Annotated in this window: 16 protein-coding genes; 8 read left to right on the forward strand and 8 right to left on the reverse strand. The window is 70.3% G+C overall.

Translation table 11 applies throughout. The annotated features are described in order from the left end of the window. Positions 1-370 precede the first annotated feature (370 nt). The 3 genes from WFG93_RS08130 to WFG93_RS08140 all read right to left on the reverse strand — a co-directional run bounded on the left by WFG93_RS08130 (position 371) and on the right by WFG93_RS08140 (position 5,800). Positions 371-1,258 carry an IniB N-terminal domain-containing protein gene (locus tag WFG93_RS08130; protein ID WP_336645833.1) on the reverse strand — a complete coding sequence of 296 codons (888 nt, stop codon included), beginning with the start codon at positions 1,256-1,258 and terminating at the stop codon, positions 371-373. Positions 1,259-1,339: 81 nt separating this feature from the next. Further along, on the reverse strand, positions 1,340-4,030 hold the full coding sequence (locus WFG93_RS08135) for a helix-turn-helix transcriptional regulator (protein ID WP_336645834.1): 2,691 nt from the start codon (positions 4,028-4,030) through the stop codon (positions 1,340-1,342). Between the two features lie 36 nt (positions 4,031-4,066). Continuing rightward, positions 4,067-5,800, reverse strand: a complete 1,734-nt coding sequence (locus WFG93_RS08140; RefSeq protein ID WP_336645835.1) for an Hsp70 family protein — start codon at positions 5,798-5,800, stop codon at positions 4,067-4,069. 99 nt (positions 5,801-5,899) lie between these two features. Between WFG93_RS08140 and rarD the strand changes: the two genes are divergently transcribed. Both rarD and WFG93_RS08150 read left to right on the forward strand, forming a co-directional pair. Further along, a complete protein-coding gene (gene rarD / locus WFG93_RS08145; protein ID WP_336645836.1) occupies positions 5,900-6,811 on the forward strand; it encodes an EamA family transporter RarD in 912 nt (303 codons plus the stop codon). 100 nt (positions 6,812-6,911) lie between these two features. Next, positions 6,912-8,177 (forward strand): ABC transporter substrate-binding protein, encoded by a 1,266-nt coding sequence (locus WFG93_RS08150; RefSeq protein WP_336645837.1) that lies wholly within the window; start codon positions 6,912-6,914, stop codon positions 8,175-8,177. A gap of 168 nt (positions 8,178-8,345) precedes the next feature. Here the strand turns inward: WFG93_RS08150 and WFG93_RS08155 are convergent, their stop codons facing one another. The 4 genes from WFG93_RS08155 to WFG93_RS08170 all read right to left on the reverse strand — a co-directional run bounded on the left by WFG93_RS08155 (position 8,346) and on the right by WFG93_RS08170 (position 12,437). After that, entirely contained in the window at positions 8,346-9,104 is a 759-nt protein-coding gene (locus WFG93_RS08155; RefSeq protein ID WP_336645838.1) for an ABC transporter ATP-binding protein, read from the reverse strand. Then, positions 9,104-10,039, reverse strand: coding sequence for an ABC transporter ATP-binding protein (locus tag WFG93_RS08160; RefSeq protein WP_336646053.1), 936 nt, complete (start codon positions 10,037-10,039; stop codon positions 9,104-9,106). Before WFG93_RS08160 ends, WFG93_RS08155 begins: the two co-directional genes overlap by 1 nt. Before the next feature lie 64 nt (positions 10,040-10,103). Further along, positions 10,104-11,081, reverse strand: coding sequence for a branched-chain amino acid ABC transporter permease (locus WFG93_RS08165; RefSeq protein ID WP_336645839.1), 978 nt, complete (start codon positions 11,079-11,081; stop codon positions 10,104-10,106). A 3-nt stretch (positions 11,082-11,084) separates the two neighbouring features. Beyond that, complete coding sequence (locus WFG93_RS08170) at positions 11,085-12,437, reverse strand: branched-chain amino acid ABC transporter permease (RefSeq protein WP_336645840.1); 1,353 nt, start codon at positions 12,435-12,437, stop codon at positions 11,085-11,087. 234 nt (positions 12,438-12,671) lie between these two features. Between WFG93_RS08170 and guaB the strand changes: the two genes are divergently transcribed. From guaB to WFG93_RS08185, 3 genes are read left to right on the forward strand one after another with little or no spacing between them, the layout of a single operon-like run. After that, positions 12,672-14,174 carry an IMP dehydrogenase gene (guaB, locus tag WFG93_RS08175; protein WP_336645841.1) on the forward strand — a complete coding sequence of 501 codons (1,503 nt, stop codon included), beginning with the start codon at positions 12,672-12,674 and terminating at the stop codon, positions 14,172-14,174. Positions 14,175-14,231: 57 nt separating this feature from the next. After that, entirely contained in the window at positions 14,232-15,587 is a 1,356-nt protein-coding gene (locus WFG93_RS08180; protein ID WP_336645842.1) for an MFS transporter, read from the forward strand. Then, positions 15,584-17,101 carry a pyridoxal phosphate-dependent decarboxylase family protein gene (locus WFG93_RS08185; RefSeq protein ID WP_336645843.1) on the forward strand — a complete coding sequence of 506 codons (1,518 nt, stop codon included), beginning with the start codon at positions 15,584-15,586 and terminating at the stop codon, positions 17,099-17,101. Before WFG93_RS08180 ends, WFG93_RS08185 begins: the two co-directional genes overlap by 4 nt. Before the next feature lie 145 nt (positions 17,102-17,246). On the opposite strand, the gene WFG93_RS08190 is transcribed toward WFG93_RS08185, so the two are convergent. Further along, on the reverse strand, positions 17,247-18,095 hold the full coding sequence (locus tag WFG93_RS08190) for a type IV toxin-antitoxin system AbiEi family antitoxin domain-containing protein (RefSeq protein WP_336645844.1): 849 nt from the start codon (positions 18,093-18,095) through the stop codon (positions 17,247-17,249). A gap of 295 nt (positions 18,096-18,390) precedes the next feature. Between WFG93_RS08190 and WFG93_RS08195 the strand changes: the two genes are divergently transcribed. The 3 genes from WFG93_RS08195 (at position 18,391) to WFG93_RS08205 (ending at position 25,115) form a co-directional block, all read left to right on the forward strand. Then, the gene (locus tag WFG93_RS08195) at positions 18,391-19,509 is read left to right on the forward strand and encodes a GuaB3 family IMP dehydrogenase-related protein (protein ID WP_336646054.1); all 1,119 of its coding nucleotides are present in this window, start codon (positions 18,391-18,393) and stop codon (positions 19,507-19,509) included. Next, on the forward strand, positions 19,506-20,306 hold the full coding sequence (locus WFG93_RS08200; RefSeq protein WP_336645845.1) for an SURF1 family protein: 801 nt from the start codon (positions 19,506-19,508) through the stop codon (positions 20,304-20,306). The genes WFG93_RS08195 and WFG93_RS08200 overlap by 4 nt, the downstream gene beginning before the upstream one ends. 156 nt (positions 20,307-20,462) lie before the next feature. Next, the gene (locus WFG93_RS08205) at positions 20,463-25,115 is read left to right on the forward strand and encodes an ExeM/NucH family extracellular endonuclease (RefSeq protein ID WP_336645846.1); all 4,653 of its coding nucleotides are present in this window, start codon (positions 20,463-20,465) and stop codon (positions 25,113-25,115) included. Positions 25,116-25,182 lie beyond the last annotated feature (67 nt).

Below are 25,182 nucleotides of genomic sequence, written 5' to 3' on the forward strand. Positions count from 1 at the left end.
CATGGTGATCTGCGCTGCCACCAGGGTGACCGCTGCTGCGAAGAACACCCAGAAGACGATGTCGGCCGCGGAGTCATAGGTCGACGCGCTGCGTCCGGCGGTGATGGACTCGGCGTTGTCCGCGATGAGCGGCAGCAGGTCCTTGCGGATGACGAACAGGTACACGGCGGCGAAGGCGCCGACGGCGAAGCTGAGCACCCACAGCAGCAGGCTCAGACGCACCGAGAACGGCGGCGGCACCTTGACCACCACCGGTGGTGCGTAGGGGCTGGCAAGCGCGGGCCGCTCCGGGCGGCGCTTGGCGCTGAACGGCTCGACGATGCCGGCGGCCTCCGTGGCGGAGGGCGCCGGCAGCGCAGAGCGGGACCGTTCAATCATCGTCGAGCGCGGCGTCGACCGGCTGGTCCTCGAGCGTCGCCGCGGCGGCATCCGCCTCGTACGAGTCGCTCGTGCCCGAGGTCATGTCGCTCTCGAGCACGTCGGCCGGTTCGGGGACGTCGGCGGGAGCGGATGCGGGCGCGGCCGCCTCCACCGGTGCGGCCGCCTCCACCGGTGCGGCTTCGGCCGGTGCCGGCTCCACAGCTTCCGGCGCGGCCGGTGCCGGGTCGGTCGGTGCCGGGTCGGCCGGCGCATCGTCGGTGGGCGCGGGTGCGGCATCCGGGGCGGGCAGCGGTGCGGCGTCCTCGCCGGGAACGGCGGGAGGTGCGCCGTCGGGACTCTCGCCGACCTGATTGAAGCTGCCGTCGTACTCCTCGTTGCCGACCGACACATCGCCCATGGTCACGTCGACGTCAGAGTCCACGACAGCGACGTCGTCGCCGGCGGCGACGGCGTTGTCGCCGGAGGCGAGCACCGCGTCCTGGTCGAACAGCTGCGTGACATCCCCGCCTTCGGTCCAGATGTTCTGGTTGACCGATTGATCCACGAGCGTCGAGCGGGCATCGATCGCGGTGTTCTGCTCGATGGTGGTGGTGTACTGCTGGACCATCCGCACGATCTCACCGACCGGCCCGCCACCACCGCCGCCTCCCGAGGGCGGTGCCCAGTCCTGATGGTGCACGTGGTGCACCACATCCGGGCGGTCCACGATCACGGGGCGCACGGCCGCGACATCGGCCATGCCGACACCAGCGAGACCGTGCTGGTCGAGAACGGGCTGCGGATCCGCCGCGAACTCCGCGGCGGCCTCCGGGTCGTGCAGCAGACTGAGGATGAATGCGATCAGCGCGTCCGCGATGGTCTCGATCGGTGAAGTCATCAGCAGTCCCCTTCAACGCGTGCCGGATCGGCCGTGCCGCCCCGCCCTTCTGGTGTGAAGTCGGGGAGCCTGAACGCGATGCTAGGACGGCGCCGGACCCGTGGCATCGGGGGATCCCCCGATAGTGCGCCGCCGATCTACGGGGGTTGCGTGCGGGGAGTGGGCGGCGCTCTCGTCGGTCCCCAGCAGCGTGCGCAGCCGTGCCAGCATCTCGGATCGCGTCTGCACTCCCAGTCGGCGCCGGATGTGCGCGATGTGGTGCTCGGCGGTACGCGGGGAGATGAAGATCTTCGCTCCGATCTCCGCGTACGTCTTCCCCTGCAGCACGAGCCGGGCCACCTCGATCTCGCGGTCGCTGAGCACGTCGAGCTGTGCGGAGCCATCGTCGGCGGGCGCTGCTGCGGTGTCGACGCGCGCCGCCGTACTGGGATGCAGATCGCGGGCGCAGGCGAGCAGCTGAGCGGCCACCCGCCGGTCGGCGCTGCGTGCAGCACCGTGACCGGCGAGACGGGCGGCGTCCCAGAGCAGGCCCACGGCCGCCAGCGACTTCGCCGCGGACACGACCGCCGACGCGTCAACCGTGCCGGCCAGCACCTCGGTCCAGACCCGCCCTGCGCGCGCCATCCCGGTCGCGACCCGGCTGTGCGGCGCTTCGGCGACGAGGGCTTTCGCGTGCGGAGCGAGCAGCGCGGGACTGCTGGTGAGAATGCCCTGCTGCACACCGAGCCAGTGCACGTGCGCCGACCACAGCGGCGGCTCGCCCAGCCCGCGCACCAGCTCGAGGGCCCGATCCCGCTGCGGCGCCACACGGGCCGCATCACCGAGCTGGCTGGCGGCGACGATGAGCTCGCCGAGCGGATGCAGCAGATAGATGTCGGGATCGACTCTCAGCAGTGCACCTCGTGCGCGCTGCCACGCCGCCTTCAGCGCTGTCGCGTCGTCCTGACGCCGGGCGACCGCCACGTGCACGGCATGCCGGAGCACCGCGTCGCGCGGTGACCACGCGCGCTCGTCTTCCGCCTGCACCAGCAGCTGCAGCGCACGGGCCGGCTGCGCGCGCTGCACGCACACCCATGCCGCCCACAGCAGCAGGCGGCGACGCGCCCAGCGGCCGCCGTGACGTCGTTCGGCGGCGCCGATCAGGACCTCGGCGGCTGCAACGGGGCGTCCGAGGTTCAGCGCGACGATCGCAGCGATGACCGCCGGCGGCTCGCAGAGCGCGTCGTCGGCGCCAGTCGCGCTGTACAGGTCGGCCGCACGCAGGAGCTCGGCCAGGCAGGACTCGTCGACGTCGGGAGCGAGAGTGCGGCGCAGACCGCTGCGCAGCAGCTCGGCCGCCACGCTCATCGTCGTGGCAGCACCCGGTGGCGCGCCCGCGAGCGTGCCGTTGTCGGTGTCAGCGCCGGTGTCAGCCTGCGGGCGCGCGCCAGGGGGACGACCAGCGCCGAGGGCAGCCACGTCGGCGTCCGCGAGACTCAGGCTCTGCTCCGAAGTCGTCGTGGTCGCGGGTGCCGTCGTCGATGAGGTCGGCGTCGTCGCCGACGCGGCGGCGGCGGCGCGCCGATAGCCGGCATCCGCTCTCGCCAGCATTCCGCGGGCCGACCACACAGCGGCAGACAGGCGCAGCGCGTGGCCCTGCAGAAACCGGGGATCGTCGTCGACGGCGGCATCGAGGATCGCCGCGCACGCATCCAGCCGACCGTCGGCCCACGCGGCGCGCGCCCGGCGTTCGGCTGAGCGGGCCGGCGCAGCACCGCACTGGATTGCCGCATCGTAGAGCGCGGCGGCACGGGCCGGGGAGGAGGCGAGCAGCCGGTCCGCACGCGCCTCGAGAGCGTCGGCGACGAGCGGACTGCGCAGTCTGCGAAGCTCGACGGGCTGGTCGACGGTGTCGGGCAGTGCCGCGCTCAGCGCTATCAGCCGGTGTGCCGGCAGAAACCGGCGCACCGCCGTGCGGATGATGGGGGCGGTGTCCCCGCCGCGCAGCAGCAGACCCTCGGCATAGCCGCGCAGAAGGAGGTCGTCGCGTGCGGCCGCGTCGTGGCGTCGGTCAGGCTCGGAGGTATCCGCCGTGGCGGCCTCGGCGTTCGTCTGGGCATCCGGCAGCGCCCCCGCGAGCGGACCAGCGATGCAGATGCGCTCGACGGCGAGCTGCAGCGCGGCATCGACCGTGTCCAGTCGGTGCGCCACGAGCTCCGCCATGGCGCGCTGCAGCTCGTGATGGGCGGGATCGTCGGCGCAGTCGCGGGGGTCGTGATGCTGCAGCGCGGCGATCACCAGCCACGCCACGCCGGCCGTGTCGCGCAGGATGTGATCCACGCACTCCGGTGCCATCGGCCGCTGCAGCGCGTCGAGATGGTCGAGCAGATCCGATCGCGAGACGTGTCCCAGCACGATGGACGGGGTGTCCCTCTCGAGCATCCGCACGACCGCCTGCGCGCCCGGCGGCAGCGGTCCCGGGCGGGTGGTCGCGATCAGCGCCGCACGCGGGTCGGCGGCGCGTTCACCGAGGGTGATCAGCGCGCGGTCGTCCAGCAGGTGCAGGTCGTCCACGAGCAGGACGTCCTCCGCCGGCACGCCGGCCAGATCGTCGACAGCGGTGGTGAGCAGGGTGCGCCGGCGGGGATGCTCGACGAGCGCGCGCAGACGATGCAGGGCGAGCGATTTCCCGGCGCCGGCGGCGCCGACCACCACGACCCGGGGCGTCTGGGCCGGCATGGTCTCCAGGGCGGGCCGGGCATGCCGTTCCCACGCCAGCAACGGCGCCGGCATCGCCGTACTGCGTTCTGGGGATGCCGTGGACATGGGTCAGGCCGCGTCGGCGAGCGGTTCCGCAGTGGCTGAATGCTCTGAGGTCGGAGGGGTCGGCTCGACGGTCGGCTGAGGGGCGGGCGCGGATGCGGTCGACGGGTCTTCCACGGGCTCGGACGCCGAAGCCGGTGCGTGATCGCTGGTCGCCTGATCCGCCGGCTCGGCCTCGGGCGCCGGCGCTGCTGTCGGCTGGGCCTCGGGCGCCTGATCTGCGGTCGACTGGGGCCCAGGCGTGCTCTCCACCGCTGACGGGGAAGAGGGGGCGGTGGGTGCCGGCGTCGGGACCGACGGCTGAGGGCGCGTGGATGACGAGCCCGTGCCACCCGTCTGCGGCGCGGTGGGCTGAGGTGGGGGAACCGGAGGGGAGGGTCGCTGCGCAGCAGGCAGCGCTGCCCGCGAGGAGGGGGCGGTGCTGAATCCCGACGCCGCACGGCGCACTCCGACGTCGTCGCCGGCATCCGCTCGGGACCCGTCGGCTGCCGCGCTGGTCGGCTCGTCCATGGTGGTGGCTCCGAAGACCATGCCACCGGCGATGAGCACGCCCGCCACGACCAACATCGCCGCCGCACCGTAGGGCACTCGTGCGCCGCGCAACCCCGCGAGCAGCCCTGCCAGCAGCGGCACGCGCTCGGGGGCAGCCACCTCAGGCGGCACGACGGCAGCGCGCGCCCGCCGGCGGTCAGCGGTGCGCTCCCAGGCGATCAGTCCCGCACCGAGCGCAGTCGCGAACTGCGGGTCCTTCGGCATCGTGAGAGGGCGGTCCATCCGCCGCGAGAGAGTCTGGGCGACCAGAGGCAGTTGTGCGCCGCCGCCGACCAGCACGATCTCGTCGAGCTGGTCGGCGCGCACACCGGCATCGTCGAGCGCGCCCTCCAGGGTGTCGACCGTGCGCTCGATCACGGGTGCAGCGAGGTCCTCGAGCTCGGCGCGGGTCAACCGCACGTGCGCCTCGCGGCCATGCAGCCGCAGCGCGACGGCCGCATCCGAACGTCGGGAGAGTTCCTCCTTGGCGGCCGCCACCGAGGCGCGCGACGCCACGAGCTCATCCGCACTGCCGGGGCGGCGCGTTCCGCCGCCGCTCAGCGAGATGACGTGCTGCAGCAGCGAGAGATCCAGATCTGCTGCTCCGACGGGCAGCACGCAGGGCGGGCCGGCCAGGGCAGCACCGTCGAGCACACTCGCCTCGAAGGTCTCGCCACCGAGGTCGTACACTGCGATCGCCCGCGAGCGTCCGCTGCTCGCGGCATGACGCGCCGCCGCGTACCCGGCGGGGACCAGCAGCACGTCGCCCAGGGCGGCATGCTGAAGCGCGGCGCGCAGGGTCTGGATGCGGTGCCCGCGCCACCCGGTGGGGTGGGCCAGGGCGATGCATCCGGGAATCACGCCGTACTGCGCGACCACGACCGCCACCGCCCAGCGCACCATCCGCGTCACCAGCTCCTCAGCCGGCACGGCGAAGCCGCCGACCACGACCGGCGCCCGATCGCCGACGCGGGAGAAGAAGTCGCGCACCAGCCGCTCCGGCTGGGCCGCGCCGCGCCGTTCGGCCTCGTCGCCGAAGAGCACGTCACCGTCCTCGGCGATGAACGCGCCGGCGCTCACGTGGTCGCGATCGGCTCCGAGTCTCAGGTGACTCGTGATCGCCTCGTCTTCCGCTCCCGCCGAGACCAGAACCGCCTGTAGGCGGGTCTGTCCTGCGTCGAGGGCGAGCAGCAGCTCCGCTGTGCCCATCGTGATTCGCCGTCTTCCCCAGAATTCAGCCGTGAGTACCGCCCATGCTAGAGCGAGCGGCGAGCGGATGGAAGAGGCGGCGGTCGCTAGGCTGAGTCGGTGAGCACGAAGAGCGCGGGCGCCGCGTACACCGTCTGCGCCTACCTGCTGTGGGGCGTGCTGCCGCTGTACTTCCTCGCGCTCGCGCCCACGGGCGCATGGGAGATCGTCGCGTGGCGCGTGCTGCTCTCCTTCGTCTTCTGCCTCATCCTGCTCACCGTGATGCGGGGGTGGCCGGCGCTCGTCTCCGTCATCCGCCAGCCCCGCCTGCTCGGCTGGACGGCACTGGCCGGCGTGCTCATCTACGTCAACTGGCAGACCTTCGTGATCGGCACGCTGACCGGGCACGTCATCGAGACGAGTCTCGGCTACTTCATCAACCCGATCTTCACGGTGCTGCTGGGCGTGTTCGTGCTGCGCGAGCGCATCCGTCGGCTGCAGTGGATCGCGATCGGCGTCGCCGCGCTCGCCGTCGTGGTCATCGTCGTCGCGTACGGCGCCTTCCCCTGGATCGCCCTGACCCTCACCGCGTCCTTCGGCATCTACGGACTGGTGAAGAAGCAGATCGGCGCGGCAGTGGATGCCACCAGCGGACTCACGCTGGAATCGTTCTGGCTGATCCCGATCGCCGCGGTGACCCTCATCGTGGTCGCGCAGACCGACGGCATCACCTTCGGGCAGGTCTCGCCGCTGCACACCGCCCTGGTCGCCGGAGCGGGAATCGCCACCGCGGTGCCGCTGCTGCTGTTCGCCGCCGGCACCCGCCGGATCGATCTCAGCCTGGTGGGGATGTTCCAGTTCATCACCCCCGTCATGCAGTTCGTGGTGGGGTGGGCCCTGCTGGGCGAGCCCATGCCGCTGGAGCGCTGGATCGGCTTCATCATCGTGTGGATCGCGATCGTCGTCTTCGTGGTCGATCTCATGCTGCAGAAGGGGCGCCGGCGGCGCACGGCACCGGCTCAGCTGGTGTGAGCGCATCGTTAGCCGACCGAGACAGAACCCGGCTCCCCGACCCAATAGGGTGAGAATCACCCGAAGTGGATTTCCACGTTCAGTTACGCAAGGGAGCAACATGAACGCAATGAAGGGCTCGCGTCCGGCGAGGATCTTCGCGGCGGCTGCGATGGTCAGCGCCTCCGCACTCATCATCGCGGGCTGCAGCAGCACGCCCGCAGACAAGCCCAGCGACAAGCCCGGGGGTGAGAAGCCGGCCGCCGCGGACCTCACCCTGAAGCTCGGATCGCTGCTGCCCGTCTCGGGCCAGCTGGCGTTCCTCGGTGCTCCGATGGAGGCCGGTGTCACTCTCGCCGTCTCGCAGATCAACGACGCCGACGCCGGCGTGCAGGTCGAGCTGACCAACGCCGACGAGGGCGACCTCGACAACAAGGCGTACGAGACCTCGATCACCAAGCTGCAGAGCGCCGGCATCACCGCCATGATCGGCGCAGCATCGTCGTCGGTGTCGAAGCTCATCCTCGACAGCAACGTCGGGGCGGGCATCGTGACCGTCTCGCCGTCGAACACCTCGGCGGACTTCACCGGCCTCAGCCCCATGTACTTCCGCACCGCCCCCAGCGACAACCTGCAGGGCGAGGTGCTCGGCAACCAGATCGCCGAAGACGGCAACACGACTCTCGGCATCATCTACCAGAACGACCCGTACGGCACCGGCCTCGCCGAGGCCATCAAGAGCACGTTCGAGTCCGCCGGCGGCAAGGTCGTCGCCGAGGCGTCGTACAACCAGGGCGACGGCCAGTACAACGCGCAGGTGCAGACCGTCGCGGCCGCCAAGCCCGACGCAGTGGCCATCGTCTCGTACGAGCAGTTCAAGACGATCGCCCCGCTGCTCGGCAACGCGGGCGTCGACACCGGCAAGCTGTACATGGTCGACGGCAACCTCTCGAACTACGGCAAGGACAACCTGCCGATCAAGCTCGAGGGCTCGAAGGGCACCCGCGCGGGGGCCGAGCTTCCCGAGGACTTCCTCGAGCAGCTGAACGAGGTCTGGACCAAGGCCGGCAACGACAAGATCAACGACGTCACCTACTCGGCCGAGGCCTACGACGCCACGATCCTCGTCGCACTGGCTGCGCTCGAGGCGCGCTCCGTCGAGGGCAAGGACATCGCGGCGAAGATGCGTGAGGTCTCCGGCGGCGAGGGCGACGGTGAGAAGTGCACCTCGTTCGAGGAGTGCGCGAAGATCATCAACGACGGCGGCACCGCTGACTACGAGGGCCTGTCCGGCTCGGTCACGTTCGACGAGAACAACGACCCGAAGGGCGCGGCCATCGGCGTGTACGAGTACGGCGCCGACAACAACAACACCCGCATCAAGTAAGTCGCGGGGGAAGGCCCCGGATGCCGCTCGGCATCCGGGGCCTTCTGCGTGTCAGGGCGCGGGTGTCTGGGCACGAGTGCGTGCGGGGAGCCGGATGCTGGTCATGAGGCGCGTGTGGCCACCATATGGCTCCTCGCGACGTGCCGCGCGCGCGGCAACCGCCCTGCGTCAGGCGGCGTCCTGGCCCAGCGTGCCCAGGTAGAGCCCGATGACCTTCGGGTCGTTCAGCAGATCGCGTCCGGAGCCCTCGTAGGCGTCGCGGCCCTGGTCGAGCACGTAGCCGCGGTCGCAGATCTGCAGGCAGCGGCGTGCGTTCTGCTCGACCATGATCGTCGTCACGCCCGCCTTGTTGATGTCCGACACCCGGATGAACGCGTCATCCTGACGCACCGGCGACAGGCCGGCGGACGGCTCGTCCAGCAGCAGCACCGACGGGTTCATCATGAGCGCGCGCGACATCGCCACCATCTGGCGCTCACCACCCGAGAGCGAGCCGGCGCGCTGGTTCAGCCGCTTGCCGAGCTCGGCGAAGATGCCGGTGACGAACTCCAGGCGCTCGTCGTAGATCTTCGGGTTCTGGTACAGCCCCATCTGCAGGTTCTCGGCGATCGTCAGCGAGGGGAAGACGTTGTTCGTCTGCGGCACGAACCCCACACCCTTCGCCACGAGCTTGTCGGCCTTCAGACCGAGGATGCTGGACCCGTTGACGGTGATGTCGCCGTCGCGGACCTGCACCATGCCGAAGATCGACTTCAGCAGTGTGGACTTGCCGGCGCCGTTGGGGCCGATGATGCCGATCAGCTCACCCTGACGCGCGACGAGGTTCGCCCCGTTGAGGATGTTCACGCCAGGGAGGTACCCCGCGTGGACGTTCTTCAGCTCGACGACGACGTCGGTGGCTGAGTGTGTCACGGAACTGGCATCCATCACTTCTTCTCCTCTTCGGCCTCGGCGTCCAGCTCGGCCTCCGCCTCGGCTTCGATCTTCTCCCGCATGCGCGTGGCGGATGCCGCAGCGCCGGAGTCGACCACCGAGATGCGGCCGGTGACCGCCCCCAGGTCGACGTCCTGGTGCGCACCGAGGTACGCGTCGACGACGGCCGGATCCTCCATCACCGTCTCGGGCGGCCCCTCGGCGACTACGCGGCCCTCTGCCATGACCACCACCCAGTCGGCGATGTGGCGCACCATGTGCATGTCGTGCTCGACGAAGAGCACCGTCATGCCGCGATCCTTCAGGCCGAGGATGTGATCGAGCAGCGACTGCGTCAGCGCGGGGTTGACCCCGGCCATCGGCTCGTCCAGCATCACCAGCTGCGGGTCGCTCATCAGTGCGCGCGCCATCTCGAGCAGCTTGCGCTGCCCGCCCGACAGTGAGGCGGCGAAGTCCTTCTCCTTGGTATCCAGCTTGAACAGCGTCAGCAGCTCACGAGCCTTCTGCTCGATCTCGACTTCCTTCTTCTTCCAGATGCCGGGGATCAGGCTCTGCCAGAACTTCTCGCCGGGCTGGTCGGGCGAGCCGAGCTTCATGTTCTCGAGCACGGTCAGCAGCGACAGCGCCTTGGTCAGCTGGAAGGTGCGCACCTGGCCCATCCGCGCGACCTTGAACGAGGGGATGCCGGCGAGGTTCTTGCCGTCGTACTCCCACGTTCCGCTGTTGGGCTTGTCGAAGCCGCACAGCAGATTGAACAGCGTCGTCTTGCCGGCGCCGTTCGGCCCGATCAGCGCCGTGATCGCGCCGCGCGGGATCTCGAGGTGGTCGACGCTGACCGCGGTGAGGCCGCCGAAGCGCCGCTCCACGCCGTCGACCACGAGGATCGGGTCGGTCTTGGCGACACCAGGCGCAGCCGGTCCCTTCGCCAGACCCGTGGCCTTGGCTCGTCTGCCCGGGGCGGATGCCGCAGTCGCGGCATCCAGGGGCTCGTTCTCACTTGGCAAAGGTCATCTCCCTCTTGTCTCCGAGGATGCCCTGTGGGCGGTAGATCACGATGAGCATGAGGGCCACACCCGCGAGGATCCAGCGGACGATCTCCGCCTGCGATGACGTCATCGGCAGGTAGCCTGCGCTGGCCATCTGCGGCAGCAAGTTGCCGAGGAACGCGAACAGGACCCAGAACAGCACGGCGCCCAGCGTCGGGCCGAACACGGTGGCCGCGCCGCCGAGCAGCAGCACGGTCCACAGGAAGAAGGTCAGCGACGTCGAGTAGCTGCCCGGCACCACGGCCGAGGGCAGCACGAACACGATGCCACCGGCGGCGCCGATCACACCGCCGACCACGAGCGCCTGCATCTTGTAGGCGAACACGTTCTTGCCGAGCGAGCGCACAGCGTCCTCGTCCTCGCGGATGCCCTTGAGCACCCGACCCCACGGGCTGCGCATGAGCGCCCACACCAGCAGGATCGACAGGGCCAGCAGGATGAGACCGAACAGGATGTTCCACAGCTCGGTCGCGTTGTAGGTCCACGGGCCGAAGCCGTAGGTGCCCTCGGGGATCGGGTTCGCGGCGCGGAAGCCCGCGTGGTAGCCGGTGCGGCCGCCGGCAGCTCCCGTGACGTCCTCGAACAGCCGGGTGAGGAACAGCAGCCGCACGACCTCGGCCGTCGCGATGGTCGCGATGGCGAGGTAGTCGGCGCGCAAGCGCAGGGTCGGGATGCCGAGCAGCAGCGCGAACACCGCACCGCCGGCGAGGCCGATGAGCATGCCCAGCCACCACGGCGCGCCGAAGGTGAGCACGGGGATCGCGTAGCCGTAGGCGCCGACGGCCATGAAGGCCGCCATGCCGAAGTTGAGCAGACCCGCGTAGCCGAAGTGCACCGCGAGACCCGTCGCCGCCAGCGCATAGGCGATCGTGACCGGGCTGAGGAGGTAGACGGCGGTGTTGCCGAAGATCGATCCGAAGTCCATGCGTCAGCCCAGCCTTTCCTTGCGACCGAACAGACCCTGCGGCCTGACCAGCAGGATGACGACCAGCGCGACCAGCGCGGTGGCGTACTTGAGATCGGACGGCACACCCAGCAGCGTCGAGACCTCCACCGCGATGCCCACGATGAGCGAGCCGACCAGCGCGCCGATCGCCGAGCCGAGACCGCCGAGGGTGATCGCGGTGAAGATCAGCAGCAGCATCTGCATGCCCATGTCCCACTTCACGCCCGGGCGGAAGTACGCCCACAGGATGCCGGACAGCGCGGCCAGCGAGCCTGCGACGATCCAGACGATGCGCACCACACGGTCGACGTCGATGCCCGAGGCCGCGGCGAGCTGCGGGTTGTCGGAGATGGCCCGGGTGGCCTTTCCGATGCGTGTGCGCGTGAGGAAGTAGGCCATGCCGAGGATCGCGGCCAGGCTGATGGCCATGCCGATCAGGTCGATGTACGACAGCTGGATCGGGCCGAGCTCCAGCGGCGCGGGGCTCGCGCCGGGCAGCTGAGCGGTGTCGCCGCCGATGAGGAACTGCAGCACATAGCGCAGCGCCAGCGAGAGCCCGATGCTGACGATCAGCAGCTGCACGATGCCGAGGCCACGTCGGCGCAGCGGGCGCCAGATGCCGGCATCCATCGCCCAGCCCAGCGCTCCACCGCCGATCACCGCGGCGATGATGCCCGCCCACAGCGGCAGGTTCCACAGCGACGTGAACAGAACCACGACCACGCCGCCCCAGGTGACCATCTCGCCGTGTGCGAAGTTCGACAGCCGTGTGGTGCCGTAGATGAGAGCCGCTCCCATCGAGGCGAGGCCGAGCAGCAGGCCGAAGTTGATGCCGCCGACGGTGCGCGAGATCAGCTGGTCGAGGAACGAGACGGTGATCCGCTCGCCCTGGCCGAGGAAGAGGTTGATGATCTTCGTCCCGGTCAGTCCGAACTCCGCCTCGAACGAGCCGCTTGTCCCCTCGACGGGCTCGACGCCGTCGGGCAGCTGCGTGGCGTCGACGATGACGCCCTTCGGCAGCGAGTCCTCATCGACCGAGAGGGTGTACTTCTCCTTCTCGGGTACGTAGAGGCGCCACTTGCCGTCGGCGTCGGTCTTGGTCTCGTCCTTGAAGCCGTTGCCCTCGACGCTGATCCCGACCCCGTCCAGCGGCTCGCCCTTGTAGGACATGTTGCCGGCGAAGTAGAAGTCGGTGATCTCCTGGCCGTCATCGGTGGTGTCGGCCCATGCTGATCCGGCGGGTATGCCGAGCACGAGGAAAGCTGTCAGCAGTGCCGCGAGCAACGCGATCACCCCGTGCTGAGGGCGCCGAAGCGCCACTGTTCTCAGTCCCACGCATCCTCCACATCGAGTGCCTGCGAGCGGCTTCGGGTCGCCGGTCGTCATGGACGTCGCACTGAGCGTATCCCGCAGGAGCCGGAATGCGCACCTCCGGCGGCCGCGCGCCGCGCGGGCGACCTCTCAGCGAGCGGCGCTTAGAATCGATAGGCGGGTCTGGCCCGTCGGCCGCAGACGTCCCCGCGCACTCGTCATTCGACCGCGCCACCCGGCGCAGAGGAGCCAGTTTCCATGCAGCAGCACGACCCGTTCGGATTCACCGGGCTCACCTATGACGATGTGCTCCTGCTGCCGGGTCACACCGACGTGATCCCCAGCGAGGCCGACACGTCGTCGCACATCACCCGCCGCATCTCGGTCGCCACGCCCCTGCTCTCCAGCGCGATGGACACCGTCACCGAGGCCCGCATGGCGATCGCCATGGCACGCGAGGGCGGGATCGGCATCCTGCATCGCAACCTCTCGATCGCCGACCAGGCCGCGCAGGTCGACCGCGTCAAGCGCAGCGAGTCGGGGATGATCACCGACCCGATCACCACGACCGCCGACGCGACCGTCGAAGAGGTCGACAACCTCTGCGCGCGCTACCGCATCTCGGGTCTTCCCGTCGTGGATGAGCAGAACCACCTCGTGGGCATCATCACCAACCGCGACATGCGCTTCGTGTCGGGTTTCGAGCGCCAGACCACGCGGGTGCGCGACGTGATGACCAGCGAGAACCTCGTCACCGCGCCGGTGGGCGTGGCCGCGGGTGATGTCATCGCGCTGTTCGCCAAGCACCGTGTCGAGAAGCTGCCCCTGATCGACGAGGACGGGACCCTCGCGGGCCTGATCACCATCAAGGACTTCGACAAGAGCGAGAAGTACCCGCTGGCCACCAAGGACGACCAGGGCCGGCTGCGCGTCGGCGCCGCGATCGGCTTCTTCGGCGACGCGTGGGAGCGCGCCGAGGCGCTGCGCGACGCGGGCGTCGACGTGCTGGTGGTCGATACCGCCAACGGGCAGTCGCAGGGCGTGATCGACCTGGTCAAGCGACTCAAGGCCGACGAGTCGTTCGCGCACATCGACGTGATCGGCGGCAACGTCGCGACCCGCGAGGGCGCGCAGGCGCTGGTGGATGCGGGCGTCGACGCCGTCAAGGTGGGCGTGGGCCCCGGCTCGATCTGCACCACCCGCGTCGTCGCGGGTGTCGGCGTGCCGCAGGTGACCGCGGTGTACGAGGCGTCGCTCGCGGCGGGTCCGGCCGGTGTGCCGGTGATCGCCGACGGCGGGCTGCAGTACTCCGGCGACATCGCCAAGGCGCTGGTGGCCGGAGCGGATGCCGTGATGCTCGGGTCGCTCCTGGCGGGCACCGACGAGTCGCCGGGCGAGATCGTCTTCCAGTCCGGCAAGCAGTTCAAGCAGTACCGCGGCATGGGCTCGCTGGGCGCGATGCAGACCCGCGGCAAGCAGACCTCGTACTCGAAGGACCGCTACTTCCAGGCCGACGTGCCCAACGACGACAAGCTGATCCCCGAGGGCATCGAGGGTCAGGTGCCCTACCGCGGGCCGGTCTCGGCCGTGGCGTACCAGCTGGTCGGCGGACTGCGCCAGTCGATGTTCTACGTCGGCGCGCGCACGATCGAGGAGCTCAAGCAGCGCGGCCGGTTCGTGCGCATCACGGCCGCCGGCCTGAAGGAGTCGCACCCGCACGACGTGCAGATCGTCGTCGAGGCGCCCAACTACAAGAAGTAGGCCGCGAGCCTTTCTCTGTCGACCGGCGCGCTGCGCGCGCGCCACTAGAGTGACCGCATGGGTCCAGGGTCGAGTTCTCTCACGCGCGGTCAGGTGTCCCGCTACGCCATCGGCTCCCTCGGCACGGGCGGTTTCGCGACCCTGCCCGGCCTCGTGCTCGTCTACTACCTCACCGACTCGCTGGGGGTGACCGCGCTGGCGGCGGGCGGGATCGTCACCGCCGCGAAGGTGTGGGACGTGCTGATCGACCCGGTGATCGGCGGGATGAGCGACACCGCGCTCGCGCGCACCGGATCGCGCCGCCGGCTCATGCTCATCGGCGCGATCGGGTTGCCGATCTTCTTCATCCTGACCTTCGCCGCCCCGGCGGGTGCGGGGCCGGTGGCGTCCGGTCTCTGGGTGCTTGTCGCGTTCATGCTCGCAGCGACATGCTTCAGCCTCTTCCAGGTGCCGTACATCGCCCTGCCCGCCGAGCTCACCGACGAGTACCGCGAGCGCACCCGGCTGCTCAGCTGGCGCGTGGTGCTGCTGACTGTCGCGATCCTGCTGTTCGGCGCGGGCGGGCCGGAGATCCGCGGCATGTTCCCGGACGACCCGTTGCTGGGCTACCTCATCATGGCGGCCGTCGCGGCGGTGCTGCTGGGAGCCGGGCTGCTCATAGCATCCACCGTCGCGCCGACGCGTCCTCCGCTGCCCGTGCGCCCGGGTGCCTCGATCGGCATGCACTATCGCGACGGGGTGACCGTGCTGCGCGAGAGCCAGCCCTTCCGCGCGCTGCTGGGCACCTTCATGCTGCAGGGCCTGGCCACCGGACTCATGCTCGCCGCCGCGCAGTTCGTCGCGCGCTGGGTACTCGGCGACGAGGATGCCGTCACGCCCTTGTTTGTCGCCCTGATTGCACCCGCGCTGCTGATGGCGCCGGTGTGGAAGCGCATCGCCGACCGGATCGGCAAGGAGCGCGGCTTCCGAGTCGCCAGCGCCCTCTTCCTCGTCGCCACGGTCGTGCTGGCGCTGATGGTGTGGATGCCGGGGTGGTGGATCCTCGCGCCTGTGGCGCTCGCCGGCGCCGCCTACGCTGGAATGCAGACCCTGCCGATGGCCATGCTGCCCGATGTCATCGCCCACGATCGCACCGCGAGCGGAGGAGAGAACCGCTCGGGCGTGTTCAGCGGCGTGTGGACCGCGGGCGAGACCACCGGCATGGCGCTCGGGGCGACTGTGCTCTCGATCGTGCTCGCGCTGACCGGCTACATCGAGACCACCGCGGACGTCGAGGTGTCGCAGCCGGGTGCCGCAGTGACCGGCATCGCGATCGCCTTCAGCCTGCTGCCGGCCGTGCTCATGCTCGCCAGCCTGGTCGTGCTCGCACGCTACCGGCTGCGCGAGCACGACATCGTCGGGACGTCGGCGTGAGCAGCGCGGATCCGCGCGTTCCGTCGCCGCGCCTCGACGGACACACGGATGCCGTGCTCGAGCGGCTGCGCGCGCTGCGCGCCGGCGACGCGCCGACCCACGGCGGCCGCGTGCTGTCGTACGTGTACGACAGCGGGATGGCCGAGCTCGACGAGCTGGCCGACGCCGCGGCGCGCGTCGCCCGGCCGCTGAACGGACTCGACCCCACCGTGTTCCCCTCGATCGCCGCGATGGAGCGCGATCTGATCGGCTTCGCCCGCCGGATGCTGCACGGCGACCGCTCGGTCGTCGGCACGGTCACCAGCGGGGGGACAGAGAGCTGCCTGCTCGCCGTGAAGACCGCCCGCGATCTGTGGCGCCTCGATCGGCGGGCCGGCGACCGGCACAACGAGCGCTTGCCGGGGAGCCGGCCGCGTATCGTCGCGCCCGCGAGCGCGCATGCGGCCTTCCGCAAGGCCGCACAGCTGTTCGACCTCGCGTTCGACGCCGTGCCGTGCGGCGCGGACGGCGCGGTGGCGGCATCCGACCTCATCGCGCGTCTCGACGACGACGTCGCGCTCGTGGTCGTCTCGGCACCCGCCTATCCCACGGGCGTGCTCGATCCGATCGCGGAGGTCGCGGCTGCGGCATCCGCTCGCGCCATCGCGTGCCACGTCGACGCGTGCTTCGGCGGCTTCGTGCTGCCGTGGTGGCGCGACGTGCCGCGATGGGACTTCCGCGTGCGCGGGGTCACGAGCATCTCGGCCGATCTGCACAAGTTCGGCTATGCGCCCAAGGGTGTCTCGGTGCTGCTGCACCGCGGCCGCCGGCGCCAGCGCGCGCAGTTCTTCGCGACGACGGACTGGGCGGGCTATCCGGTCGTGAATCCGACTCTGCTCGGCTCCCGCTCGGCATCGCCGCTCGCGGCGGCCTGGGCGATCACGCAGCATCTCGGCGACTCCGGCTACGCGGGCCTGACCGCGTCGATCCACCGGGTCGCTGTGGCCGTGACGGATGCCGTCGCCGGCATCCGAGGGCTGCGCGTGCTCGGCGATCCGGTCGGGCCGGCCATCGCGGTGGTCGCCGACCTCGGCGTCCCGGCCGACCAGCGCGTGGATCCGCACCGCCTCGCCGACGCGCTGATGGCATACGGCTGGAAGATCCAGCACCAGCCCGGACTCGTGCAGCGCGACGGCACGCGACTGCCGCACAGCGCCCACCTCACGCTCACCCCGGTGCTGGAGCAGAGGGTCGACGAGTTCACCGGCGCGCTCACCGCGGCGGCGGACGAGGTGCGCGGGAAGCGCCCGGCGGATGCTCGGATGCTGGTCGCCGCGTTGCGCGTCCTGGGATACGGCGAGGGCGGGCGGGTGCCAGGGCCGACGTCCGCCTGGCTGCTGCTGCGCCTCGCCGGCGCGGGCCGGGTTGCCGCCGATCGGCCGATGTCGCTGCTGATGTCGCTCATCGAGCAGCTGCCGCACCCGGTCGCCGAGGCCCTGCTCACCGAGCTGCTCGCCCGGCTGTCCGAGCCCTGACGCTCGCGGCGCGTGGGACCCGTCCGCCCCGCAGGTTTTCCCCGGGTGAAGGTGATTCATCCGAGGAAGGATGCCGGCGGCTGCATCCATCCTTCCCTCGTGCGTTCTCCTTCGCCCGATGAATTGCGGCTCGGGGGAGGCGCCGTCACCGGCGCCGGGCCAGGTGCAGACCCTGCGCGATCGCGTTCAGCAGGGTCTCCTGCACATAGCGCCGGTCGAACATGACCTGCTGGTAGTCGAAGCGCAGCACCGTGTAGCCGAGCAGTGCCAGGCGGGCGTCCTGCCGCAGATCACGCCGGCGGTCCTTCGCATCCTGATGGAACTCGAACCCGTCGAGCTGCACCACGAGCCGATCGCCGATGAGGGCGTCGACCAGATGCCCGTCGATCAGCACCTGCTGTCGCACCTCGACGCCGCAGCTGCGGGCGATCGCGACGAAAGCCGTCTCGATGCCGGAGTCCGACAGCGCACCGACGCGCTCGAGCACCTGACCTGCGGCCGGCGTTCCCCAGTGCGTGCGCCGCAGCTGCGAGAGGGTCACCGCGCCTCCGCGCAGCGCGGATTCCCACACGGCGGTGGCTGCGGACAGCTCGAGACATCGCGCGGTGTGGAACAGCACGTTCAGCAGCGGCTCGTCCGTGGTGAACCGCGTCACCGGCAGCGGGCCGCGTGCCCAGTGCGCTTTCACCCCCTGCCGCTTCGTGCGACAGGCGCTGGAGGGCAGGGCGACGTGCGCGGTTCCATCCGTCTCCGGCGTCCACAGCCCGTGCTCGCGGGTGGCCGAGACGCACGTGACGCGACCGCTGACCGATGCCGCCGCCCGACGCGCAGGCGAGCATTCCGCACTGACCACCCACGACCTGTGCACGCGCTCGATCACACCGCGATCCACGGCGACACGGACCTCATAGGCCGAGTAGCCCGCGTCGCGCAGCTGCGAGCTGTGCGCGACGCCGCGGTGCTGGCTCATCCACTTCGCGATCGGGGTCTTCATGACGCCCGATCCTGCCCGTCGCCGGCATCCGCGTGGTGTTCGATGCGCGCGGATGTGCACAACCTGTGCCGAACCACGTGCTGTGCAGGAACACCGACGCCGGAGTGCTCAGCCGGCATGATTCACCCGGGGAAGGTGATCCACCGAGGGAAGGACGCCCGCCGCAAGCATCCTTCCCTCGCGCGTTCTCCGTCGCCGGATGAAAACACCGGCGGATGAAAACACGGGCGGCGGGCCCCACCCGGCCTGGCCCACGGAACTCCGCACACCTCCCGGGTAGGCTGGACGAGTGAGCATGGACATCGAGATCGGCCGAGGCAAGCGCGCGCGTCGCGCGTACACGTTCGACGACATCGCGGTGGTCCCGTCGCGGCGCACCCGCAACCCCGCCGACGTGTCGACGACCTGGACGATCGACGCGTTCTCGTTCGACATCCCCGTGCTGGGAGCACCGATGGACTCGGTGGTCAGCCCGGCGACAGCCATCGCGCTCGGCAAGCTGGGCGGTCTGGGCGTGCTCGATCTCGAGGGCCTGTGGACGCGCTACGACGACCCGCAGCCCATGCTCGACGAGATCGCCGCGCTGCCCGCCGAGCGAGCGACCGTGCGCATGCAGCAGCTGTATGCCGAGCCGATCAAGCCCGAGCTGGTGACCCGGCGCATCGCCGAGATCCGCGAGGCCGGGGTCACCGTCGCCGGATCGCTCACGCCGCAGCGCACCCAGGAGCTGTACGAGACCGTCGTCGCCGCGGGCGTCGACCTGTTCGTGATCCGCGGCACCACCGTGTCGGCCGAGCACGTCTCCAGCGCGCTCGAGCCGCTGAACCTGAAGAAGTTCATCTACGACCTCGACGTCCCGGTCATCGTCGGCGGTGCCTCCACGTACACGGCCGCGCTGCACCTCATGCGCACGGGAGCTGCAGGCGTGCTCGTCGGCTTCGGCGGGGGAGCGGCGTCCACCACGCGCGTCACCCTCGGCATCCACGCCCCGATGGCGACGGCCGTCTCGGACGTCGCCGCCGCGCGCCGCGACTACCTCGACGAGTCGGGCGGCCGCTACGTGCACGTGATCGCCGACGGCGGCGTGGGCACGTCGGGAGACATGGTCAAGGCGCTCGCGATGGGAGCGGATGCCGTGATGCTGGGCGTCGCGCTGTCGCGCGCGACGGACGCGCCCGGTCAGGGCTTCCACTGGGGCGCCGAGGCGCACCACCCCGAACTGCCCCGCGGGCGGCGCGTCGCCGTCGAGCGCGTGGCCGACCTCGAGCAGATCCTCTTCGGCCCCGCCCCGGTCGCCGACGGCACGGCGAACCTCATCGGCGCGCTGCGAAAGTCGATGGCGACCACCGGATACTCCGACCTGAAGGAGTTCCAGCGGGTCGAGGTCGTGCTCGCCCCCTACGAGCTGGGATGACCGCCCCGCAGCCGGTCGCGGCACCGCAGTTCCCGCCCACGCTGCGCGAGGTGATGCTCCGGGGACGGTGGATCGGCGTGCTCGTGCTGTGCCTCGTCGTCGCCGGAGTGTTCGCGTGGCTCGGGCAGTGGCAGCTCTCCCGCGCGGTCGACACCGATCCGCTGCCGCCGGGCGCGACCGAGCAGGTGCGTCCCCTCGACGAGGTTGTCCAGCCCGGGCAGTACCTGCCTGAACCGCTGGGCGGGCAGAAGGTGACCGCGCGCGGCACCTGGGTACCCGAGGACTTCATCGTCATCTCGTCGCGCTTCAACGACGGTGCGGAGGGCTACTGGGTCACCGGGCAGCTGCGGGTCGCCGAGCGCACCTCCCTCGCTGTCGCGCTCGGCTGGGCGCCGACGCGCGAGAAGGCGGATGCCGTCGCCGCCGCCCTCACCCGCCAGGGCGCGGTCGAGGTGTCTCTGACCGGGCGGCTGATCGACGACGAGGGCGTTGAGCTTCCCCCCGGCGATGACGTGCACGAGCTGACGCGGATGTCTCCGGCCGCGCTGCTCGGCCGCTGGCACGACATCGCCCAGCTGGACGTGTACCGCCCGTTCCTGGCATCCCTCGACGCCCCGCAGGGCCTGGTCGACATCCACTCGCCGGCCCCCGAGACGACTTCGCCGATCAACTGGCTGAACATCTTCTACGCCGCCGAGTGGGCGATCTTCGCCGGTTTCGCGTTCTATCTCTGGTACCGCCTCGCCCGCGACGCGTGGGAGCGCGAGGTGGAGGAGTTCGAGGACGCCCGCGGCTGAGCGACGCGGCGGTGGCCGGCAGGTGAAGAGCGTTCGAATCCTCTTGCCGGATGTCGGCGGTCGGGCCTATGGTCACTGTCATGCGTGCGCCTCTCGTGCACGCGGCGGTGGCCCCACGAGGTCCGCCGGCCCATCCTGACCGAGGAGACAGCGTCCATGATGTCCACCCCCGCTGACGGGAACCGGAAGGTTCCCATCGCACTGCACAGGAAGCGGGGGCGCATTGCGGCGCTCGCGCTGACGACCGCCTTCACGATGAGCATGGGTTCGCTCATCGCCGCTCCCGCCTTCGCGAACACCGCCGGCACCGGTGTCGTCATCAATGAGGCCTACCTGTCCGGCGGCAGCGCCGGCGCCGCGTTCAAGAACAAATTCATCGAGCTGTACAACCCGACCGACAAGGATGTCGTCCTCGACGGGATGTCGCTGCAGTACCGCTCGGCGACGGGCACGGGCGCGTCCAACAGCTTCGTCGCGCTCAAGGGCACCATCAAGGCCGGCGGCTACTTCCTCGTGCAGGCGAACAGCAACGGCACTGCCGGCGCCGACCTGCCCACGCCCGACCAGACCAGCACGCTGACGCCCAGCGGCACGACCGGCACGATCGCGCTCGTGCAGGGCACCACCGCTGCCACCCTGCCGGTCGGCGACGCGGCCGGCGCCGACGGCATCATCGACCTGCTCGGGTACGGCAAGTCGAACACCTTCGAAGGTGCGACCGCCGGGGCACCCGCGGGCAACACCGACGTCAAGTCCCTGAACCGCACCGACGGCAAGGACACCGACGTCAACAACGCGGACTTCACCCTGTCGGCCGCCATCACGCCCACCAACTCCGGCAGCCAGGGCGGCGGCACCGACCCCGATCCCACAGACCCGGGTACCGAACCCGGTGAGAAGCTCAGCATCGCCGAGGTGCAGGGCACGACCGACGTCTCGCCGTACAAGGGCAGGACCGTCACCGTGGAAGGAGTCATCACCGCCGACTACCGCACGGGCGGATACAAGGGCATCGTGATCCAGACCGCCGGTTCCGGCGGCGCGGAGGACAAGACGCCCGGCGCCTCGGACGGCGTGTTCGTCTTCCTCGACGGCAAGAGCGTGCCGGGCGAGATCGGCGACCTCGTGTCGGTCACGGGTGTCGTGGACGAGTACTTCAACCAGACCCAGATCGCGCCGGCAGCGGCATCCGGTGTCACGCTCGTCACCGCGGGCGTCGGAGCGCCCGAGCCCACGCCGCTGCCCACGGATGTGGTGGGCTCCGCGCGTGAGGCGTACGAGAGCATGCTCGTGCTGCCCACCGGCGAGTACCTCGTCGCCTCCAGCCACCAGCTGTTCACCTACGGCACGCTGTGGCTGAACCCGGGTGAGCTGAACGTGAAGGGCACCGAGCTCGAGCGGCCCGGGCCAGAGGCGGATGCCATCGCCGCGGCGAACCGCGCCGACCGGATCCTGCTCGACGACGGCTACAGCATCCAGGTGTCCAACAAGGACCACCCGAACGACCAGCCGTACTTCACCAAGGACGTCGTGGTGCGCAACGGCGACGCGGTGGACTTCGGCGGCAAGGGCATGGTGCTGCAGTACGGGTTCGACGACTGGCGTCTGCAGCCGGTGAAGCCGCTGGACAGTGGCTCGCCCGCCGATGAGAAGCTCGCCTTCACGTCGAAGAACCCGCGCCCCGAGGTGCCCTCCGTGGGCGGCGACGTGAAGATCGCGTCGTTCAACGTCTACAACTACTTCACCACGCTGACCAGCGAGAACCCCGACGCTCGTGGGGCGAAGACCGCAGCGGAGTTCGCCATCCAGAAGTCGAAGATCGTGGCGGCGATCAACCGCCTCGACGCCGACGTGGTGTCGCTGATGGAGATCGAGAACTCGGTCAAGCTCGGAGATCCCGCCGACACCGCGCTCGCCGACCTGGTCGACGGGCTCAACGCGGCAGCCGGGGCGGGCGTGTGGGACTACGTGCCCACGCCGAAGTCGCTGCAGAACGCGGCGACCACCGACTTCATCACCAACGCGATCATCTACAAGCCCGCCGAGGTCACGCCGGAAGGCGCAGCCGAGACGATCGACGACGAGACCGTGTGGGGCAACGCACGTGAGCCCATCGCTCAGGCGTTCGACGCCGACGGGCGCACGGTCACCGTCGTCGCCAACCACTTCAAGTCGAAGTCGGGCAGCGGCACGCAGCCGGCCGACGGACAGGGGTTCTTCAACGCAGACCGCGTGAAGCAGGCGGAATCGCTGCTGGCGTTCACCGAGCGGCTGAAGAAGACGCACGGCGGCGACATGCTGCTGATCGGCGACTTCAACGCCTACGGGCATGAGGACCCGATCGACGTGTTCACCTCGAAGGGCTGGGTCGACACCGTTCCCGCGCACTCGCCGGGCAGTTACACCTACACCTTCGACGGTGAGCTCGGCTCGCTCGACCACGTGATCGCCTCGCCCTCGCTGGCGCCGTCGATCACCGGCGCCGATGCCTGGACGATCAACTCGCCCGAGTGGAGCGACCGCGGCTACGCCTACGGCGCGACCGAAACTGGCACGCCCTTCCGTTCGAGCGACCACGACCCGATCCTCGTCGGAGTCTCGTCGACCGTGCCACCGGTGAGCATCGACATCGCCACGATCAACGACTTCCACGGGCGCATCGAGGCCGACGGCGCCAGCGCGGGAGCCGCGGTGCTCGCCGGCGCCGTCGCCCAGGTGCGGAAGGAGAACCCGAACACGATCTTCGCCGCCGCGGGCGACCTGATCGGCGCGTCGACGTTCACCTCGTTCATCCAGAACGACGAGCCGACCATCGACGCGCTCAACCTCGCGGGCCTCGACGTGAGCGCGGCGGGCAACCACGAGTTCGACCAGGGCTGGGTGGATCTGCGCGACCGCGTGCAGGACCGCGCGGACTGGGAGTACATCGCCGCCAACGTCTTCCTCACCGAGACCGGACAGCCCGCGCTGGCCCCGGCCTGGGTGAAGGAGCTCGACGGAGTGCGGGTCGGGTTCGTCGGTGCCGTCACCGAGGACCTGCCCTCGCTCGTCTCTCCGGACGGCATCGCGGATCTCGAGGTGCGCAGCATCGTCGACTCCGTGAACGCGGTGGCCGACGACCTGCGCGACGGCGACCCCGCCAACGGCGAGGCCGATGTGGTGATCCTGCTGGTGCACGAGGGCGCGACCACGGTCGAGCTCGACAGCATCACCCCTGACACCCCGCTGGGCGAGATCGTCTACGGCGTCGACGGGGACGTGGATGCCATCGTCTCGGCGCACACTCACCTCGCCTACAACCACGTGATCGACGGGCGACCGGTCGTCTCAGCCGGTCAATACGGCGAGAACCTCGGCGTGATGAACCTGCAGGTCGACCGCGACTCGAAGGAGCTGCTGTCGATCAAGAACGAGATCCGCCCGCTGGCCAGCAAGGTCGACGACAAGTGGGTCGCGAACTACCCGGCGGTGCCCGGCGTGCAGGCGATCGTCGACGAGGCCAAGGCCGAGGCCGACGTGCTCGGCGCGGTCAAGGTGGGCGACATCACCGCCGACTTCAACCGCGCACGTCAGAGCGACGGCAAGACCGAGAACCGCGGCGGGGAGTCGACGATCGGCAACTTCGTCGCGGATGTGCAGCAGTGGGCCACCGGCGCGGACATCGCGCTGATGAACCCGGGCGGCATCCGCGCCAACCTCACGTACGCATCGAGCGGGGCCGGCGACCCCGACGGCAACGTGACCTACCGCGAAGCGGCGACGGTGCAGCCGTTCGCCAACACGCTGGTCACGCTGCAGCTCACGGGTGCGCAGGTGAAGAAGGTGCTCGAAGAGCAGTGGCAGCCGGCCGGCGCGAGCCGTCCGTTCCTCAAGCTCGGCGTCTCGAAGGGGCTGTCGTACACCTACGACCCGACCGCGGCGCAGGGGGAGCGGATCACGTCCATCACGCTGAACGGCGCACCGATCGATTCGCAGGCGTCGTACGCGGTGGTGGCGAACTCGTTCCTCGCCGCCGGCGGCGACAACTTCGTCTCGTTCCGCGAGGGCACGGCGAAGAAGGACACCGGCAAGATCGACCTGCAGTCGATGGTGGACTGGTTCTCGGAGAACGGCACTGCCACGCCGGATCTGACCCAGCGCGCCGTCGGCGCCTCGTTCAGCCCCGCCCCGGATGCCGACGGGTACCGCGTCGGCGACCAGGTGACAGTCGCGCTGTCGTCGCTCGCGTTCAGCACCAGCGAGCAGAAGCCGACCGAGGTGTCGTTCTCGCTCGGTGACACGGTGCTCGGCACCGCGACGGTGGACCCGGCAGTGGTCGACACGCTCGACGAGGCAGGACGGGCGACCTTCGAGTTCACCGTTCCCGACGGCGCCGCGGGGCAGCCGCTGGTCGCGACGCCGAACGTCGGCGGCCCGGTCACGCTGCCGTTCCTCGTCGCCGACGGGGGAGGCGAGCCCGGCCCGTTCCAGGGCGCGATCGAGCTCGGTTCGTCGAAGGTCAGCGCAGGGAGCAAGCTCGCCGTCCGCGGCACCGGCTTCGAGCCGGGTGAGACGGTGACGGTCGAGCTGCAGCCGAAGAAGGGCACCTCGATCGCACTCGGCACGGTGGTGGTCGGCGACGACGGCAGCTTCGCCGCGTCGCTCACGGTGCCCAAGGCCACGCAGCCCGGCAAGTACACGCTCGCCGTCTCGCAGGCCGACGGGGATGCCGCGACCGCGACCGTGCACGTGAACCGTGCCGGCGGGGTCAAGGCGATCGTCGAGCAGATCGTCGACTGGATCTGGAACCTGTTGCGCGGATGGTGGTGACACCCCACTCACCGTGACGTGGCGGGGGCCGTCGGGATCGACCCCGACGGCCCTCGCCGCGCCCGCC

It is taken from the genome of Microbacterium sp. USHLN186 (assembly GCF_037145155.1).
GTDB lineage: Bacteria > Actinomycetota > Actinomycetes > Actinomycetales > Microbacteriaceae > Microbacterium.